The 16647-nt window shown below is 70.7% G+C and carries 15 protein-coding genes and 1 riboswitch; of the genes, 7 read left to right on the forward strand and 8 right to left on the reverse strand.

The genetic code is table 11. From position 1 onward, the window contains the following. Positions 1 to 139: 139 nt before the first annotated feature. Positions 140 to 1051: a LysR family transcriptional regulator gene (locus tag KBO27_RS24935; protein WP_210972311.1), complete on the forward strand. Its 912-nt coding sequence runs from the start codon at positions 140 to 142 to the stop codon at positions 1049 to 1051. Here KBO27_RS24935 and KBO27_RS24940 read toward each other — a convergent pair whose 3' ends face one another. The 5 genes from KBO27_RS24940 to KBO27_RS24960 form a co-directional block, all read right to left on the reverse strand. Next, entirely contained in the window at positions 1052 to 1855 is an 804-nt protein-coding gene (locus KBO27_RS24940) for a S1 family peptidase (protein WP_210972312.1), read from the reverse strand. Between the two features lie 243 nt (positions 1856 to 2098). After that, positions 2099 to 5776, reverse strand: coding sequence for a cobaltochelatase subunit CobN (gene cobN / locus KBO27_RS24945; protein WP_210972313.1), 3678 nt, complete (start codon positions 5774 to 5776; stop codon positions 2099 to 2101). 49 nt (positions 5777 to 5825) lie between these two features. After that, positions 5826 to 5943, reverse strand: a riboswitch (cobalamin riboswitch). Between the two features lie 287 nt (positions 5944 to 6230). Beyond that, on the reverse strand, positions 6231 to 7142 hold the full coding sequence (locus tag KBO27_RS24950) for a D-isomer specific 2-hydroxyacid dehydrogenase family protein (RefSeq protein WP_210972314.1): 912 nt from the start codon (positions 7140 to 7142) through the stop codon (positions 6231 to 6233). 44 nt (positions 7143 to 7186) lie between these two features. Beyond that, positions 7187 to 7780: a bifunctional 4-hydroxy-2-oxoglutarate aldolase/2-dehydro-3-deoxy-phosphogluconate aldolase gene (locus KBO27_RS24955; protein ID WP_307870600.1), complete on the reverse strand. Its 594-nt coding sequence runs from the start codon at positions 7778 to 7780 to the stop codon at positions 7187 to 7189. A 3-nt stretch (positions 7781 to 7783) separates the two neighbouring features. Then, positions 7784 to 8770, reverse strand: coding sequence for a sugar kinase (locus KBO27_RS24960; RefSeq protein WP_210972315.1), 987 nt, complete (start codon positions 8768 to 8770; stop codon positions 7784 to 7786). A 175-nt stretch (positions 8771 to 8945) separates the two neighbouring features. Here KBO27_RS24960 and KBO27_RS24965 point away from each other — a divergent pair, with 175 nt between their 5' ends. The 3 genes from KBO27_RS24965 to KBO27_RS24975 all read left to right on the forward strand — a co-directional run bounded on the left by KBO27_RS24965 (position 8946) and on the right by KBO27_RS24975 (position 12013). Next, positions 8946 to 9491, forward strand: coding sequence for a YbhB/YbcL family Raf kinase inhibitor-like protein (locus KBO27_RS24965; RefSeq protein WP_210972316.1), 546 nt, complete (start codon positions 8946 to 8948; stop codon positions 9489 to 9491). Between the two features lie 120 nt (positions 9492 to 9611). Further along, positions 9612 to 10601 carry a VanZ family protein gene (locus KBO27_RS24970; RefSeq protein WP_246537960.1) on the forward strand — a complete coding sequence of 330 codons (990 nt, stop codon included), beginning with the start codon at positions 9612 to 9614 and terminating at the stop codon, positions 10599 to 10601. Positions 10602 to 10615: 14 nt separating this feature from the next. After that, entirely contained in the window at positions 10616 to 12013 is a 1398-nt protein-coding gene (locus tag KBO27_RS24975; RefSeq protein ID WP_210972318.1) for a mycothione reductase, read from the forward strand. Here KBO27_RS24975 and KBO27_RS24980 read toward each other — a convergent pair. The 3 genes from KBO27_RS24980 to KBO27_RS24990 form a co-directional block, all read right to left on the reverse strand. Further along, positions 12006 to 12737: a Type 1 glutamine amidotransferase-like domain-containing protein gene (locus tag KBO27_RS24980; protein ID WP_210972319.1), complete on the reverse strand. Its 732-nt coding sequence runs from the start codon at positions 12735 to 12737 to the stop codon at positions 12006 to 12008. The genes KBO27_RS24975 and KBO27_RS24980 overlap by 8 nt on opposite strands. Positions 12738 to 12782: 45 nt before the next feature. Then, complete coding sequence (locus KBO27_RS24985) at positions 12783 to 13043, reverse strand: type II toxin-antitoxin system Phd/YefM family antitoxin (RefSeq protein ID WP_210972320.1); 261 nt, start codon at positions 13041 to 13043, stop codon at positions 12783 to 12785. A 122-nt stretch (positions 13044 to 13165) separates the two neighbouring features. Continuing rightward, the gene (locus KBO27_RS24990) at positions 13166 to 14686 is read right to left on the reverse strand and encodes a cobyric acid synthase (RefSeq protein ID WP_210972321.1); all 1521 of its coding nucleotides are present in this window, start codon (positions 14684 to 14686) and stop codon (positions 13166 to 13168) included. 116 nt (positions 14687 to 14802) lie between these two features. Between KBO27_RS24990 and KBO27_RS24995 the strand changes: the two genes are divergently transcribed. The 3 genes from KBO27_RS24995 to KBO27_RS25005 are packed head-to-tail and all read left to right on the forward strand — an operon-like array spanning position 14803 to position 16644. After that, positions 14803 to 15246 (forward strand): YbaB/EbfC family nucleoid-associated protein, encoded by a 444-nt coding sequence (locus KBO27_RS24995; RefSeq protein WP_210972322.1) that lies wholly within the window; start codon positions 14803 to 14805, stop codon positions 15244 to 15246. Further along, positions 15243 to 15560, forward strand: coding sequence for a type VII secretion target (locus KBO27_RS25000; RefSeq protein WP_210972323.1), 318 nt, complete (start codon positions 15243 to 15245; stop codon positions 15558 to 15560). The genes KBO27_RS24995 and KBO27_RS25000 overlap by 4 nt, the downstream gene beginning before the upstream one ends. After that, positions 15544 to 16644, forward strand: a complete 1101-nt coding sequence (locus KBO27_RS25005) for a WXG100 family type VII secretion target (RefSeq protein WP_210972324.1) — start codon at positions 15544 to 15546, stop codon at positions 16642 to 16644. Before KBO27_RS25000 ends, KBO27_RS25005 begins: the two co-directional genes overlap by 17 nt. The last annotated feature ends 3 nt before the right edge of the window (positions 16645 to 16647 follow it).

Here is a 16647-nt window from a genome sequence, read left to right on the forward strand (position 1 = left end):
GACACCTCCAGGGGACCCCGGACCACGCTCACTGGCACTGGCGCACGCTCAGTAAACGGCCGATCGAGATTCGAATGTGCATCGTAAAGTGCGCCTCAATCGCCTGGTCTCTTCCGGCGACCGGTCGTACGTTGCCCGCATGGAGTTGCGGCGGTTGGAGACCTTGCTGGTGGTGGCCGAGGAGGGGCACTTCGGCCGGGCCGCCGAGCGGTTGTTCCTGGCCAAGGCGACCGTGACCGAGCACGTCAAGCAGCTGGAGCAGGACTTCGGGACGCGGCTGCTGGACCGCAACCCGGTGCGGCTGACCCCCGCGGGACACCGGCTCGCGCGGCACGCTCGCGCGCTGCTCGCCGCCGCCGACCTCGCCCGCGCGGACGTCGCCGAGGCGGCATCGGCCGAGCCCGGGACGCTGCGGGTCGGGGTCATGGGGCACGGGTCGGCGGAGCTGACGCCCGCCACCGCGCAGGCGTTCCGGATGGCGCACCCCGAGATCGACCTGCGGCTGGTACCGCTGGACTTCACCGAGCACGTGTCCGCGCTGCTGGAGCACCGGGTGGACGTGGCGTTCGTGCGCCCGGCACCGGTGGACGAGCGCGTCGAGGTCGACGTGCTGACCACCGAGCGGCGCATCGTGGTGGTCTCGGCCCGCTGGGAGCTGGCCGACGCACCCGAGGTGCGGCTGGCCGACGTGCTCGACCTGCCGTTCATCCGGCTTCCCGAGCGCACGCCGCGCCCGTTCACCGACTACCTGTACTTCACCGCGGCGCGGGGCGGTGAGGCCCCGCGCCGCGGCAAGGACGACGCGGTCAACCCGCACGAGGTGCTCGCCACGGCGGCCGCCGGACGGGGTGCGGGTTCGGCGCTGGAATCCTTCGAGCGCTTCTACCCGTGGCCCGGCACCCGATGCGTTCCGGTGGCGGACGCGCCGTGGGAGCACAGCGTGCTGGTCAGCCGCGCCGGTGACGAGGATCCGCAGGTGCGTGCCTTCCGGACCCTGGCCACCGGGCTCGCCCGCGAACTCGGCCCCGGGCTGCAGCTGGCCCCGGCGTGATCAGTGCTGAGCCGTGAGCTGGGCCCGGATGTCGGCCTCGTAGGCGGCGGTGCGGGTGTAGATGCCCGGGTTGCCCGGCCTCGCGCAGCCGTTGCCGGTGGAGACGATGCCGACGAGCTTGCCGTCGACCACCAGCGGCCCGCCGGAGTCGCCCTGGCAGCTGTCGATGCCGCCCTCGGGGTATCCGGCGCAGACCATCGCCTGCGGGTCGTACTGGTCGTACGCCCGCTTGCAGTCGTCGTCGGAGGTCAGCGGCACCTCGGCCTTCTGCAGGGTGTCCGAGGCGTCGCCGCCCTCGGAGGTGGCGCCCCAGCCGAGCACGGTCGCCATCCGGCCCGCCTCGTAGGAGGCGGTGTCGGCCGGGGTGGCCACCGGCAGCGGGGCCTGCGGGAGCTGCTGCTCGAGGGTCAGCACCGCCACGTCGGACCCGGTGTTGGCGTCCTGGTAGTTCGGGTGGACCCAGATGTCGGAAACCGGGACCTCGACGCCGTCGGTGGACGACTTGCTCTCCCGTCCTGCCACCACCCGCACCGACGCGGGTCGCTCGCCCTTGACGCAGTGCGCCGCCGTGATGACCTTGTTCGCCGCGCCGATGGTGCCGCCGCAGAACTGGTTGCCCTGGTCATCGGCCAGGTAGACCACCCACGGGTGGTCGGCGATCGGAGCCGCCTGTCCCCCGACGATCGGTGGCGCAGCGGTCCCCTGCTCGCCGGCGTGGGCCGAGGTGGCCAGCAGACCACCGATCAGGCTCATCGCCGCCAGCGTCCCGGCCGCCGCCCGCATCCCGAGTTTGTTCTCCGCCATGGTTCGTCTCCTCCCCCGGAGCCTCCCGGCGGCCGTCCGACCGCCGCTCCGGCTCGTCCAAAGTGTCCACGAGTAAGAGGAAACGAACCCTCTGTCAGATACACCTCGGCCAGGAGCTCAACACGAACGAGTGGAATTTCAAGCCACTTTCCACTCGGACGGCCCAACGTTTCGGTCCACTGTGGATGAATAGGGGGAGGTACCTTCCACCCGGGACCGGCGCGTCCGGCCCCGGGTGGACTATCAGTCCTCCAGCTGGCCCTCCAGCTCCAGGTACACCGACCGCAGATCGTCGAGGACCTGCTCGTCCGGTTCGGCCCACAGACCGCGGTCAGCGGCTTCCAGCAGCCGCTCGGTCATGCCTCGCAGCGCCCACGGGTTGGAGTTGCGCAGGAACTGCTGCACCTGCTCGTCGAAGACGTAGGACTCCGCCAGCTTCGCGTACATCCAGTCGTCGACGACCCCGGCGGTGGCATCGAACCCGAACAGGTAATCCACCGTGGCCGCGAGCTCGAAGGCGCCCTTGTACCCGTGCCGCTGCATCGCCGAGATCCACTTCGGGTTGATCACCCGAGCCCGGAAGACCCGCTTGGTCTCCTCGCCCAGCGTGCGGGTCTTGACCGCGTGCGGCACCGCCGAGTCACCCACGTAGGCGGCCGGGCTCTGCCCGGACAGCGAGCGCACCATCGCGACCATGCCGCCGTGGTACTGGAAGTAGTCGTCGGAGTCGGCGATGTCGTGCTCGCGGGTGTCGACGTTCTTGGCCGCCACCTGGATGCGCTTGAACGCCGTCTCCATGTCGCCGCGCGCCTCGCGGCCGTCGAGCCCTCGGCCGTAGGCGTAACCGCCCCAGGTCGCGTAGACCTCGGCGAGGTCGGCGTCGCTGCGCCAGTTGCGGGCGTCGATCAGCGGCAGCAGCCCGGCACCGTAGGCGCCCGGCTTGGAGCCGAAGATGCGGGTCGAGGCCCGGCGGTCGTCTCCGTGCTCGGCCTTGTCGGCGCGGTAGTGGGCGGCGACGTAGTTGTCCTCGTCGGGCTCGTCGAGCTTGGCCACGGTCTGCACCGCGTCGTCGATCAGCGAGACGACGTGCGGGAACGCGTCGCGGAAGAACCCGGAGATGCGCACCACCACATCGATGCGCGGCCGGCCCAGCTCGGCGACCGGCACGACCTCGAAGCCGGTGACCCGCCGCGAGGCGTCGTCCCACTTAGGGCGGCAGCCCAGCAGCCAGAGGATCTCGGCGATGTCATCGCCCTGCGTCCGCATCGCCGAGGTGCCCCACACCGTCAGACCGACCGAGCGCGGGTTCTCCCCGGTGTCGGCGACGTGCCGGGTGATCAGCGAATCGGCGAGCGCGGAGCCGACGTCGAAGGCGTTGCGCGACGGGATGGCCTTGGGGTCCACCGAGTAGAAGTTGCGGCCGGTGGGCAGCACCGAGATCAGCCCGCGGGTCGGCGACCCGGACGGTCCGGCGGGCACGAAACCACCGTTGAGCGCGTGCAGCACGTGCTCGACCTCTTCGGTGGTGCGGGCCAGGCGCGGCACCAGCTCGACGCAGGCGAACCGCAGCACCCGCACGACCTCGGCGACACCGGTGCCGATCACGTCGGTGACGACCTGCTCAGCGCGTTCGGAGTCCCATCCGGTGTCGGCCAGCGTCTGGATCAGCTTGCGCGCCAACGATTCCACCAGGTCCACCGCGTCCGACGCCGACGCCGATGGCCCCTCGACGAGCTCGGTGAGCGCGGCCGGGACGTCCGCGCGGGCGCCGGGCTCGGCCAGCAGCGCCTGCTCGTCGAGTCCGAAGTGGTCCGACAGCGCGGAGCGCAGGCCGGGCAGCGCGCCGACCTTGCCGCCGAAGACCTGCTTGGCGCGCAGGATCGCCAGCACGTCGTTGACCAGCTCCTCGTCGCGCGGCGCGCGGCCGAGGATGTGCAGGCCGTCGCGGATCTGCACGTCCTTGATCTCGCACAGGTAGCCGTCGATGTGCATCACGAAGTCGTCGAAGGACTCCGCGTCGGGCTGGCCCTCCTGGTGCAGGTCGTGGTGCAGCTCGGCCTGGGTGACCAGCTCCCAGATCTGGTTGCGCAGCGCCGGCTTCTTCTCCGGGTCCAGGTCCGTGACCAGCGCGTACTCGTCGAGCAGCTGCTCCAGCTTGGCGATGTCGCCGTAGGCGTCGGCGCGGGCCATCGGCGGGATCATGTGGTCCACCACGGTCGCGTGCCCGCGCCGCTTGGCCTGGGTGCCCTCACCCGGGTCGTTGACGATGAACGGGTACACGAACGGCATGTCGCCGAGCACCGCGTCCGGCGCGCAGTCCGCCGCCAGGCCCAGGCCCTTGCCCGGCAGCCATTCCAGGGTGCCGTGCTTGCCCAGGTGGATCACCGCGTGCGCGCCGAACTCCTCGGCCAGCCAGCGGTAGGCCGCCAGGTACTGGTGCGAGGGCGGCAGGTCCGGGTCGTGGTAGATCGCGATCGGGTTCTCGCCGAAACCGCGCGGCGGCTGGATCAGGATCACCACGTTGCCGAAGCGCAGCGCGGCGACGTAGATGTAGCCCTCGTCGTCGACGTAGAGGCTGCCGGGCGGGGCACCCCAGTGCTCGGTCATCGACGCCCGCAGCTCTTCGGGCAGCGCGTCGAACCACTCGCGGTAGCGGGTCGTCGGGACGCGGATCGCGGCCTCGGACATCTGCTCCTCGGTCAGCCACTCCACGTCGTGGCCGCCTGCGGAGATCAGGCGGTGGATCAGGGTGTCGCCGTCCAGGCCGGTCACGTCCAGGCCGCCGAGGTCGTAGCCGGCATCCTCCAGGGCGCTGAGCAGCACGACCGCCGAGGCGGGGGTGTCCAGGCCGACGGCGTTGCCGACGCGGGAGTGCTTGGTCGGGTAGGAGGACAGCACCACGCCGAGGCGCTTGGCGGAGTTGTCCACGTGGCGCAGCCGCGCCAGCGACACGGCGGTGGAGGCCACGCGGGCCGCGCGCTCGGGGTCGGCGACGTAGACCGGGATGCCCTCCGGGCCCTCCTCCTTGAAGGAGAACGGCACGCTGATCAACCGGCCGTCGAACTCCGGCACGGCGACCTGCATCGCGGCGTCCATCGGCGACAGCGCCGCGTCGCTGTCGGACCACACCGCGCGGCTGGTGGTCAGGCACAGGCCCTGCAGCACGGGGATGTCGAGCTCGGCCAGCGCACCGGCGTCCCAGGAGTCCTCGTCACCGCCCGCGCTGGCGTCGGCGGCGACCGCACCGCCCGCGGCGAGGACGGTGGCGATCAGCGCGTCGCACCCGCCCAGCAGTTCGCGCAGACCGGCGGCGTCGGACAGGCCGCGCAGCGAGCCGCAGAACACCGGCACCACGTTGGCGCCGGCGGATTCGACCTGGTCGGCGAGGGTGTCGACGAACGCGGTGTTGCCCGCCAGCGCGTGCGCCCGGTAGAAGACGACGCCGATCGTCGGACGCGACGGGTCGTGCTCGCGCTCGCCGTGCAGGCCGAACTCCGGCATCGACTGCGGTTCGGTGAACCCGGTGCCGGTCAGCAGCACGGTGTCGGACAGGAAGTGGGCGAGCTGGGCGAGGTTCTCCGGGCCGCCTTCGACCAGGTAGGCCAGGGCCTGGGTGGACACACCGGCGGGCACCGTGGACAGCGTCATCAGCTCGGCGTCCGGGGTGGCCTCACCGCCCAGCGCCACGGTCGGCAGACCCGACGCCAGCACCGCGTCCAGGCCCTCCTCCCAGGCGCGGCGGCCGCCCAGCAGCCGGACCACGACGACGTCAACGCCGTCGAGCAGCGCCGGAACGTCCTCGGCGGCCACGCGGGAGGGGTTGGCGACGCGGTAGTCGGCCTCGGCGGCACGGGCGGCCAGCAGGTCGGTGTCCGCAGTGGACAGCAGCAGAACTCGGGCGTCGCGGGCAGGCTCGCTCACGGTGATCCTCTCTCGGGGTGCGCGCCCCGGCGGGGGTCACGGCGGCAGGAGTTCCTGGCTCCCGGATCCTCGCGGTGCCCCGCCTTCCAGCCTGCGCAGGCCGTGGCTGTCGGGGTCCGCTCCCCGGTCACAGTGGCGCGACCGCCCCGGCCTCACACCGGGTTCCTCCACGTCACCGCCGTACTGGCGCAGCCATCCTATCGACCCCGCGATCACCCACCACCCCACCAACGATTTCGCGAGAAAGATCTCGTTCATTCAGCACGACTCGCCTTGGTCGACGGTGCGGGCGGGGGAACCTGAGCGGCTCCGTGGCTCCGGGCGCCACTCCTGATGTATGTCCAATACACGGCGTCGCGACGTCCTCACCACGAAGCCGCTCAGAACCCCCGGCGGTGCCGGTTGCTCGGGTGGTGGAAGAGGAAGCACCTTCGGTGCTTGCCTGACGTGTCGCTCAGTAACCCGCGTTCACATCGACCAGGCCCAGGAGCGGTTGTCCTGCCATGTGGCGGCGGACGTTCTCCTCGACCCTGCGCGCCAGGGCCGGCATCTGCAGCGACGGCGGGTTGGCCGTGTGCGGGGAGATCAGCGCGCGCGGGTGCGTGAACAGCGGGTGCCCTTCGGGCAGGGGTTCCGGGTCGGTGACGTCGAGGGCGGCACCGCCGATGCGGCCCGCGTCCAGAGCTTCGACCAGTGCTTCGGTGTCGACCAGCGAACCGCGCGCGATGTTGATCAACCACGCGTCGGACTTCATCGCCCGCAACGCGGCGGCGTCGACGAGCTTCGAGGTCGCCGAGGTCGCCGGAGCCGCCACCACCACGAAGTCCGACGCCGCGAGCAGCTCGCGCATCCCGTCGGCGTCCTCGGCCGGCCAGGTCCGCTCGGCGCCCAGCACCGGCTTGCCGGAGCGGTTCACCGCCAGCACCCGGACGCCGAAGGGGCGCAGCATCTCGATCAGCGCCTTGCCGATCCCACCAGCGCCGATGATGCCGACGGTCGATCCGGCGAGGCTGCGCATGCCCTCGGGGCGCTGCCACGTGGTGGCTCGCGCCATCGCGGCCAGCTGCCGCGCACCGGCGAGCATGAGGCCGAGGGTGTGCTCGGCGACGGTCTGGGCGAAGGTGCCCGCGGCCGAGGTGAAGGTCAGATCCTCGCGCAGCACGCCGGAGGCCACCCAGGACTCGATGCCGGCCGACGGCAGCTGCACCCATTCCAGGTCCGGGCGGTCGTAGGAGCCGAACCGGCTCGGCTCCCCGCCGAACCAGACCAGCGCGTTCGCCTCCTCCGCCGAGCTCAGCTCAGCACCGGCCGCCACCACGGCGGCTTCCAGCTCGGGCTGGGCGACCGGACCAACGTGGACCTTCACGACACTTCCTCTCTCACGAACTGCGAACTCGCCACCGCGGAAGGTCAGCCCTCGACGAGCTGTGCCAGCGCGGGCAGCTGGGTCTCATCCTCCAGCGCCGAACCGACCGCGACCACGTCGGCTCCGGCCCGCAGGAACTCGGGAGCGTTGCGGGCGTTCATCCCGCCGGTGGCCACCACGCGCAGCGAGGGGAACGGGCCCTTCATCGCGCGGAACCAGCTGCTGCCCAGCTCCGCGGCGGGGAAGGCCTTCACCCACGACAACCCGAGGCGCAGCGCCTGCTGGATCTCGCTGGGCGTGGCCACTCCGGGCACGTGCGGCAGGTCGAGTTCGGCGCTCAGCCGCACGATCTCGGGGTCCAGGCCGGGTGCGATGGTGAAGGCCGCGCCCAGGTCGCGGGCGGTGCGCAGCTGTTCGGGGGTGATGATCGTGCCCGCACCGACCGGGCGGCCGCGTTCGGCTCCGGCGCGCACGGCCGCCGCCAGGGAGGGCTCGGCCTTCGGCGTCTCGATCGGGACCTCGACGGCGTCGATGCCCAGGTCCCAGGCTCGTTCGGCCAGCTCCGCGGTCCGCTGCGGGTCCATGCCGCGCAGGATCGCCATCACCGGCTTGGCGAACAACTCCTCCAGGAAGGGCACTTCTCACTCACTCCCGTCGAATCGCAGTGCGCCCCACTGCTCTTCGTCGAGCGCCAGCCAGCGAGCGAGCGATTCGGCGCCGGGCGGTGCGGTGTGGTCCTCGGTGCTGCGCAGGCTGTGCGCGGCCAGCAGGTGCCCGCGGCGCAGGCAGCGCTCGTCGTCCTCGCCGCGCAGCACGCCGGAGAGGAACCCGGCCGCGAAGGCGTCACCGGCGCCGACCGGCTCGACGACCTCGACGGTCGGGGCGGGTACGACGGTGCGGCGCTCGCCGAGCGCGTAGGCGGCCTCGGCGCCGTCCTTGACCACGACGGTGACCGGCGAGTCGAGCAGTTCCCGCACGTCGTCGGCGGTTTTCACGCCCCACAGGGTGGCGGCTTCGTCGAGGCCGACGAACACGACGTCGGCGAGCTGGGCGAGCTCGGCGAGCACCGGGGCGGCCTGCCGGGCCGACCACAGCGCGGGCCGGTGGTTGACGTCGAAGGAGATGGGGGCGCGGCGAGGACGGGTCAGCAGCCGCCGGATCAGCCGGTCGCAGCCCTCCGACAGCGCAGGGGTGATGCCGCTGATGTGCAGCACGCGGGCGTCGTCGATGACGTCGTCGGCGAGGAAGTCCTGGTCCATCGTCGAGGCCGCCGAGCCCGCGCGGTAGTAGTGGACCCGGGTTCCGTCCGGCCCGGGGTCCTTGAAGTAGACGCCGGTCGGTGCCTCGGAACGCATCTCGACCAGGCCGGTGTCGACGCCCGCCGCGGCGAGGGAGGCGACCACGCGCCTCCCGAGCGGATCGTCGCCGAGGCGGCTGGCCCACCGCACGCGGTGTCCGAGGGCGGCCAGGTGAACGGCCACGTTGGACTCGGCGCCACCGGCGGAGAGCGTGAACGCGGGGGCTTCTTCGAGGGGGACCGGGGCTGCCGGCGCGACCAGCGACATGGTCTCGCCCAGGCACAACACCTCGGTCTCGTTGCCCGCCTGCGCCACGTTGCCTCCTGCCATCACCGGGACGGGCGACAGCTTAGCCAGACACCGCTGCAGAATGCACACTCGCCATTGCGCTTAGCGCAACAAAGCCGCTAGAACCGGCGAGCCGCACCGGCGTGGGTTCTCCTAGGCTGTGCCCGGTGATCGACGACGATCACCCCATAGCCACCAGGAAAAGGAGGATGCTCGCATGAGTCTGGAGCGCCCGATCGATCCTGATCCGTACTCGTTCCTGCCTTCGGTCCCCGCGTTCACCGTCACCTCCACCGATGTGGCCGACGGCCGGGCGATGCCGAAGGCGCATGCCTACGACGGCATGGGCGCGGACGGGCAGAACCTGTCGCCGCAGCTGAGCTGGTCGGGTTTCCCGGAGACCGCCAAGAGCTTCGTGGTCACCTGCTTCGACCCGGACGCACCGATCCCCGGCGGGTTCTGGCACTGGGTCCTCGTCGACGTTCCCGCCGACGTCACCGAGCTGGCCGCCGACGCGGGCAACCGCAGCGGTCAGAGCATCCCGGCGGGTTCGTTCCACGTCGCCAACGACATGGGCGAGCGCGCCTTCGGCGGTGCCGCCCCGCCGCCCGGCGACCGGCCGCACCGCTACTACTTCGTGGTGCACGCGGTGGACACCGAGAAGCTCGGCGTGGACGAGAGCGCCTCGCCGGCGGTGGTCAGCTTCAACCTGGCCTTCCACACCGTCGGCCGAGCCGTCATCACCCCCACCTACCAGCACTGATCCCGCTTTCCGTCGTGCCTGCCCGGACCCCTCCGGGCGGGCACGACGTCCTCATCACCCGAAAGAGATGTATCTGTTCGGGGTGTTCGCGCCTCTTTCTTCATGAGGGAGGTGCGAGAGATGAGTCTGCTGCCGGGTTCCACCGCCGCGGTGATCGCGACCGGGGTCGCCGCGCTGCTGCTGCCGTCGTTCGTCGCCGGTCGCTACCGCCGGCACGGCGAGCTGCGCGCGGGCACGGCCGTGCTGCGCTTCGCGACGCTGCTCTACGCGATCGCGCTGGCTTGTTACGTCCTGCCGCCCACCGGCACCTCGTGCTTCCCCGCGCAGCTGCGCCCGCTGTCGGCGCTGACCAGCGCCGTCGGGGTCGAGCAGTTCGCCTGCAACGTCGCGCTGTTCGTCCCGCTGGGCGCGCTCCTGCGCCGGGCCCCACCGGTGGCGGCGCTGGCGGGTGCGGGCGTGTCGGCGTTCGTCGAGGTCACGCAGCTGACCGGGCTGTGGTTCCGGTTCCCGTGCCCCTACCGCGTGTTCGACGTCGATGACGTCATCGCCAACACCACCGGAGCCGTGCTCGGGAGCCTGCTGGTCCCGCTGCTGAACCGGATTCCTGCGGGCAGCGGGCGTCGGGCCACCGAGCCACGCCCGTTGACCGCGGGCCGTCGGTTGCTGGGGATGTGCTGCGACGGCCTGCTGCTGTGGTGGCTGGGCGTCGCCTGCGTCCACCTGACCGGCTTCGCCCTGCGCTGGGCGGGCCTCCCGCCCTCGACGGCGTTGCAGGTGAGCGCGGCGTGGCTCGCACCGGCGCTGATACTGCTGGTGGCCGCCCTGAGCTGGGACGGCACGCCCGGTCAGCGGCTGGTCCTGCTGCGGGCGCACTCCCCCGGCGGGCGAGCCGCCGTGCTGCGCTGGACGCTGGGCACCGGGGGCCTGGCGCTGCTGCAAGGCGCCTGCGAACTGGCGAGGGGCGCGCCGAGCGCGGTGCTCGGCCTGCTGTGGTGCGCCGCGCACGCGATCGGTGTGATCTGGGACCGAGATCGGCGTGGAATCACCGGGCGCCTCGCCGGGTTGGAACTGACCGACGTCCGCGGACCGGCGACGGCCCGCACCCAGTGAGGCAGGATGGAACCGTGCGGCACTTCGATCTAGTTATCATCGGCTCCGGCTCCGGCAACTCGATCCTCGACGACCGGTTCGCCGACTGGAACGTGGCCATCGTCGAGAAGGGCATCGGCCCCAACGACGCCTACGGCGGCACCTGCCTCAACGTCGGCTGCATCCCGACGAAGATGTTCGTGCACACCGCCGACGTCGCGGACGCCCCCGAGGCCGGTGCCGGGCTCGGTGTCGACCTCGAGCGCCACGGCGTGCGCTGGCGGGAGGTCCGGGACCGCATCTTCGGCCGCATCGACCCGATCTCCGAAGGCGGCCGCCGCTACCGGGCCGAGGGCTCGCCCAACGTCACCCTGCTGACGGGCGAGGCCGCGTTCACCGACGTCAAGCAGCTGACCGTCCAGACCGCGGACGGCCCCCAGACGATCACCGCCGACCGCTTCGTGGTCGCCGCCGGTGGCCGGCCGGTCATCCCCGAGATCCCCGGCCTGGACCAGGTCGAGGTGCACACCAGCGACACCGTGATGCGCCTGGACGAGCTCCCCCGCCGGATGATCATCATGGGCACCGGGTTCATCGGCGCCGAGTTCGCCCACGTCTTCAGCTCGCTGGGCGTCGAGGTCACCATGATCGGGCGCTCGGGCAAGGTGCTGCGCGCCGAGGACGCCGACGTGGCCGCCCGGTTCACCGAGATCGCCGCCCGGCGCTGGGACCTGCGGCTCAACCGCAAGGTCGTCTCCGCCGAGAAGACCGGCGACGCGATTCGGCTGAACCTGGAGGGCCCGGACGGCGCGGAGTCCGTCGAGGCCGAGAAGCTGCTGGTCGCGGTGGGGCGCACCCCCAACGCCGACCTGATCGACGCGGCGACCGGCGGGCTGGAGCTCACCGACGAGGGCAAGATCGCGGTCGACGACACCCAGCGCGCCTCGGTCGAGGGCGTGTGGGCGCTCGGCGACATCAGCTCCGACCACGAGCTCAAGCACGTCGCCAACCACGAGACCCGCGTCGTGCAGCACAACATCCTGCACCCCGAGGACCCGATCTCCTCCGACCACCGCTTCGTGCCGCACGCGGTGTTCTCCGGTCCGCAGATCGCCGCGGTCGGCCTCACCGAGCAGCAGGCCCAGCAGCGGGGCGTCGAGTACGTCACCTCCACCCAGGACTACGCGGGCATCGCCTACGGCTGGGCGATGGAGGACACCACCGGTTTCGCCAAGCTGCTGGCCGACCCGAACACGGGATTGCTGATCGGCGCGCACATCATCGGCCCGCAGGCGCCGACGCTGCTGCAACCGATCATCCAGGCCATGCACTTCGGCCTGGACGCGCGCAGCATGGCCCGCGGCCAGTACTGGATCCACCCGGCGATGCCGGAACTGCTGGAGAACGCGCTGCTCAACCTGCCGCTCAACTGATCCGGCGCACGTCCAACGGCGTTTCGACCGCGGTCCCGTCGGGGCCGCGGTCGACGCGGTAGGCCCCGGCGCGGCGCCGCTCGGAGAGCGCTTCGACGAGTTCGGTGCCCCGGTAGAGCAGCCCGGCGCCGTCGTCGGTCGCGTAACCCGCAGGCAGCGTCCCGTCCGCGATCAGGCGCTGGAAGAGCGGACGCCGCCGGGGTTCGCTGTCGTAGTGCACGCCGTTGGAGTGCGGCAGCAGGCCGAGGCCGTTGGTGACGGGCCGCAGCTCGGGCCCGAACGAGTCGGTGGTGCCGCCCGAGTGCCAGCAGATCGACCCGGCCGACACACCGGTGAGCACGACCCCCGCCTGCCACGCCTCGCGGAAGATCTCGTCGAGGCCGTGCAGCCGCCACATCGCCAGCAACCCGGCGACGCTGCCACCCCACACCCACACGACGTCCCTGCTGAGCAGGTGCTCACGCACGTCGTCGAGGTTCGGCATGGGGAACAGCGCCAGGTGGCTGGGCTGCCAGCCCTCGGCGACGGCGTTGGCGTAGAAGGTGCCGATTAGCCCGGAGTCGTCGCCGACCGCGGTGGCCAGGAGGCACACGCGCGGCGCGCGGCCGGTGGTCCCGGCGAGGTCGACGGCGTGCCGGGTCAGCGCGCCGATCCCCCACGGCAGGCGATCGGATGAGCTGATCCCGCCACTGGTGGCGAGGATCGTCGGAGCGTCAGCGGGCATGCCCGGAGGCTATCCAGCGCACGCCCGGGAGACCTGCGGTTGCGCTCACGCGCCGACGGATGTCCCCGGATCGGCCCAGTAGTCGGTGCCCATGTCGAAGGTGCCGTCGACGGCGGGCGCGGCCCAGGACGCGGCGACCACTCCGGCGGCGAAGCCCCCGCGACGCTGCGCGGGGACCGAGGTCGGTTCGAGCGACACCGCCGGGGCGCCGAAACGGGTGATCACGATGTGCTCGCCGGCTTCGGCGCGGTCGAGCAGCTCGGTCAGCCGCTCGCGGGCTTCGTCCACGGAAAACTCAACAGCCATGCCCACAAGTTACCTGCATCACGCCGTTCGTGAGACCAAATCGGGTAGTCGATTGGGCAGATCTACCTACATCCCACCCCGGCAGGAGTCCCTTTTGTCACGATGAGTCGGGAAACGGGTCGTCAGCTCAGCCCGGCGGTCAAGCGCGGCAGACCCGTCGGAGCGCCGCCGTCGAGGAGCCGGCGCAGCGCGTCGGTGTCGAGGTGCTCGGTCACGAGGTCGCCGAGCAGGTCCAGCTGCGCGTCGCGGATGTTGGCGAACACCGTGTCCTCGGCGGCGCGGAAACCGTCCCGGCCGGCCAGACCCGCGGCCCAGCCGAGGAACGCGCGCCGGAAGTCGTCGTTCTCGAACAACCCGTGCCAGTGCGTGCCCAGCACCGACCCCGCAACGCCGCCTTCCGCTTCACCGTCGGGAAGCGTGATCAGCGGCGGCAGGTCACCTCGGCGGACCTCGACGCCGTGGTGGATCTCGTAGCCCGCGACGGCTTCGCCGAACGCCTCACCACGCGGCCTGGCCAGCGTCTTCTCACGAGCGAAGTCGATCTCCAGGTCGAGCAACCCGAGCCCGTCGACCACCCCGGATCCGGATTCGACCTCGTCGTGGATGCGCCTGGTCAGCATCTGGAACCCGCCGCAGATCCCGGCCACCGGAAGCCCCGCTCGCGCGTGATCGCGGATCGCCTCGGCCAGGCCGCTCTCGCACAGCCACGCCAGGTCGGCCACCGTGGACTTCGAGCCGGGCAGCACCACCAGGTCGGCGTCGGAGAGCCGCGAGGGCTCGGTCACGAACCGCACGGCCACGCCGGGTTCGGCGGCCAGCGCCTCGACGTCGGTGGCGTTGGAGATCCGGGGCAGCCGGGGCACGGCCACCCGCAACCACTGCCCACCTCGCGGCGGCGCGGGCCGGCCGACGACGCCGTCGGCGACGTAGGACAGCGAGTCCTCGGCGTCGAGCCACAGGTCCTCGGCCCACGGGAGCACCCCGTGCACGGGCCTGCCGGTCAACTCCCGCAGCTGGTCGAGACCCGGTCGCAGCAGCTCGGGATCACCCCGGAACTTGTTGATCACGAACCCGGCGACCAGCGCCTGATCGGCGGCGTCCAGCAGCGACAGGGTGCCGAAGAGCTGCGCGAACACCCCTCCCCGGTCGATGTCGCCGACCACGACGACCGGCAGCTTCGCGGCCTGCGCGAGCCCCATGTTGGCGATGTCGCTGGCCCGCAGGTTGATCTCCGCGGGCGATCCGGCGCCCTCGCACACGACGTAGTCGTGGTCGCGCCGCAGATCGTCCAAAGTGGACGCGACGGTGTCGAGCAGCGCCGCCTTGCGCTCGCGGTAGGACAACGCGGTCACCTCACCGGCGACGCGTCCGAGCACCACGACCTGCGACTGCCGGTCGCTGCCGGGCTTGAGCAGCACGGGGTTGAACCGCACGGACGGCTCGACACCGCACGCCGCCGCCTGCACCGCCTGCGCCCTCCCGATCTCACCGCCGTCGGGCGTGACCACCGAGTTGTTCGACATGTTCTGCGCCTTGAACGGCGCCACCCGCGCCCCCGACCGCGCCAACCACCGGCAGATCCCAGCGGTCACCACGCTCTTCCCCGCATCCGACGTCGTCCCAGCGATCAGCAGCGCATTCACACCCCGTTCCTACCCCATGCCCCAGCTGTGGGAACCGACACCCGAAACCCGGACATGGAACGAACCTCCTCAACTACGCTCCCGACTGGCCCGACCACCGAGACCAACGGACTCCGATGACGACACCTGACGACTGGCTGAGCGACTACAACGCCAAGCTGCAGAAGATCAAAGCCGACACCGACCGCGCGCAGGAAGAGCTCACGCAGGTCGGCGCCTCCGCGAGCTCCCCGGACGGGCAGATCACGGTGCGGGTCAACAGCAGCGGCGTCCTGGAGGACATCCGCTTCGGCAACGGCTTCCAGCACCCGAAACCAGATCAGGTCGCGGCCGCGATCATGACCTGCGTCCGCGAAGCACAACGCCAGGCCGCAGGCCAGATGGTCGAGGTCATGCAGCAGTTCGTCGGCGACGGCGCGGCCCTCGACTTCGTCAAGAGCAACCTCCCGCACGGCTACAGCGGCGACGGCACCGACGAGGACCAGCAGCAGACGCCAGGTCGCCCGTCCACCCCGCCCGACGACGATGACGACTACTCCAACGGGAGCTTCCTGCGATGAGCGACGGCTTCCGGGCGGACGTCCCGGTCATCAAGCAGCACAGCAACCAGGTCCAAGGTTTCGCAGACCGCGTCAACACCGCCCACGGCGCAGCCGAAACCACCATGGACACCAACGCCTTCGGCATCTTCGGCCAGTTCATCGCCATGCAGTGCATCGCCCAGGGCGAGATGACCAAGTCCGTCATCGAATCCGGTGCCAAAGCCCTCGGCGAACTGAAGTCAGCCCTTGACGAGACGGCAGCGGAGTACCAGCGCACCGATGAGGAGTGCACGAGCATCATCGAGGGGGTCAAGGTTGAGTTCGGAAAGTGACCTCGTCGTCACAGCCGACGAGTCAGAGGCCGACGCGAAGGAAAAGAACACCTTCAACGCGGCGAGTGGCGCCGGAGGCGTCGAGAACTTCATCGGCGCAAGTTTGGCGATCCAAAACAACGATTGGGACACCCTCGGCCTGAATGCGATCGGCCTAGGCGTTGATGCTGTAGGTCTCGCTACCAACCCGCTCGGCACGCTCGCGAGCTGGGGCGTCAGCTACCTGATGGAGCACGTCTCCTTCTTGAGGGAACCGTTCGACGCACTGATGGGCAACCCCGACGCAATCGGAGGCATGTCCAGTACCTGGGAAAACATTGGCAAAGAACTCAGAGCAGTCAGCCAGGACTACGCCAATGCAGTGAAGGGCACTACCGCCTGGGAAGGCAAAGCAGGCGACGCCTATCGAGCCCTCGGCGAGGACACCGCGAAGACAATCGAAGCGCTGGGTGAAGCGTGCAACGGTATGAAATCAGCCGTGGACGGAGCAGGCGCCGTCGTCGGTGCCGTGCGCGGAATCGTCCGCGACATGATCGCCGGAGCAGTTGGTGAGATCATTTCGATCGTGCTCAAGTGGGGTATCGCCGCTGTTGCCACTGCCGGTATCGCCGCTGGCGGCATGATCGCCGAGGCTGTCACGACCGCGATCCGTTGGGGCAACAAGATCGCAGGTTGGATGGAGAAGCTTTCGAGCATCCTCAAGAAGCTGTGGGATTGCATGGACAAGCTCGGATCCGCGGGTAAGGCCGTCAAGGGAAAGATCGATGCCTTCTTCACAGGGCTTGCGAATCCCCCCGCGGCCAGCATTGCCAACACCAGCGCGCAGAAGGCTTTCGACAGTCAAGCGATCCAGAACACGGGCCGTGGCCTGGAGGGCAGCACGACCAGCGCCGCAAAGGATGCGTGGGCTGGCTTCAAGGCTGGCGGTGCTGAGTACAAACCCTGGGCACAAGGTGATCTGTTCAAGTCACCCACAGTCGACCTAGGACCGCAGAGCGGCGCGAACAAGTTCGGTTATGAGGTCGCCAAAGGTGCTGCAGCCACCGATGACGGCAAAGACTCTGACCGGGAGGAAGCGAAGTAGGCC

This window comes from Saccharopolyspora endophytica, assembly GCF_018070075.1.
Taxonomy (GTDB): domain Bacteria; phylum Actinomycetota; class Actinomycetes; order Mycobacteriales; family Pseudonocardiaceae; genus Saccharopolyspora; species Saccharopolyspora endophytica.

Bases quoted from the DNA above. Each gene is read 5' to 3' on its own strand.
- KBO27_RS24965 (WP_210972316.1), top strand. From the start codon at position 8,946: ATGAGTCTGGAGCGCCCGATCGATCCTGATCCGTACTCGTTCCTGCCT.
- KBO27_RS24935 (WP_210972311.1), top strand. From the start codon at position 140: ATGGAGTTGCGGCGGTTGGAGACCTTGCTGGTGGTGGCCGAGGAGGGG.
- KBO27_RS24985 (WP_210972320.1), bottom strand. From the start codon at position 13,043: ATGGCTGTTGAGTTTTCCGTGGACGAAGCCCGCGAGCGGCTGACCGAG.
- KBO27_RS24970 (WP_246537960.1), top strand. From the start codon at position 9,612: ATGAGTCTGCTGCCGGGTTCCACCGCCGCGGTGATCGCGACCGGGGTC.
- KBO27_RS24980 (WP_210972319.1), bottom strand. From the start codon at position 12,737: ATGCCCGCTGACGCTCCGACGATCCTCGCCACCAGTGGCGGGATCAGC.
- KBO27_RS24940 (WP_210972312.1), bottom strand. From the start codon at position 1,855: ATGGCGGAGAACAAACTCGGGATGCGGGCGGCGGCCGGGACGCTGGCG.
- KBO27_RS25000 (WP_210972323.1), top strand. From the start codon at position 15,243: ATGAGCGACGGCTTCCGGGCGGACGTCCCGGTCATCAAGCAGCACAGC.
- KBO27_RS24960 (WP_210972315.1), bottom strand. From the start codon at position 8,770: ATGGCAGGAGGCAACGTGGCGCAGGCGGGCAACGAGACCGAGGTGTTG.
- KBO27_RS24995 (WP_210972322.1), top strand. From the start codon at position 14,803: ATGACGACACCTGACGACTGGCTGAGCGACTACAACGCCAAGCTGCAG.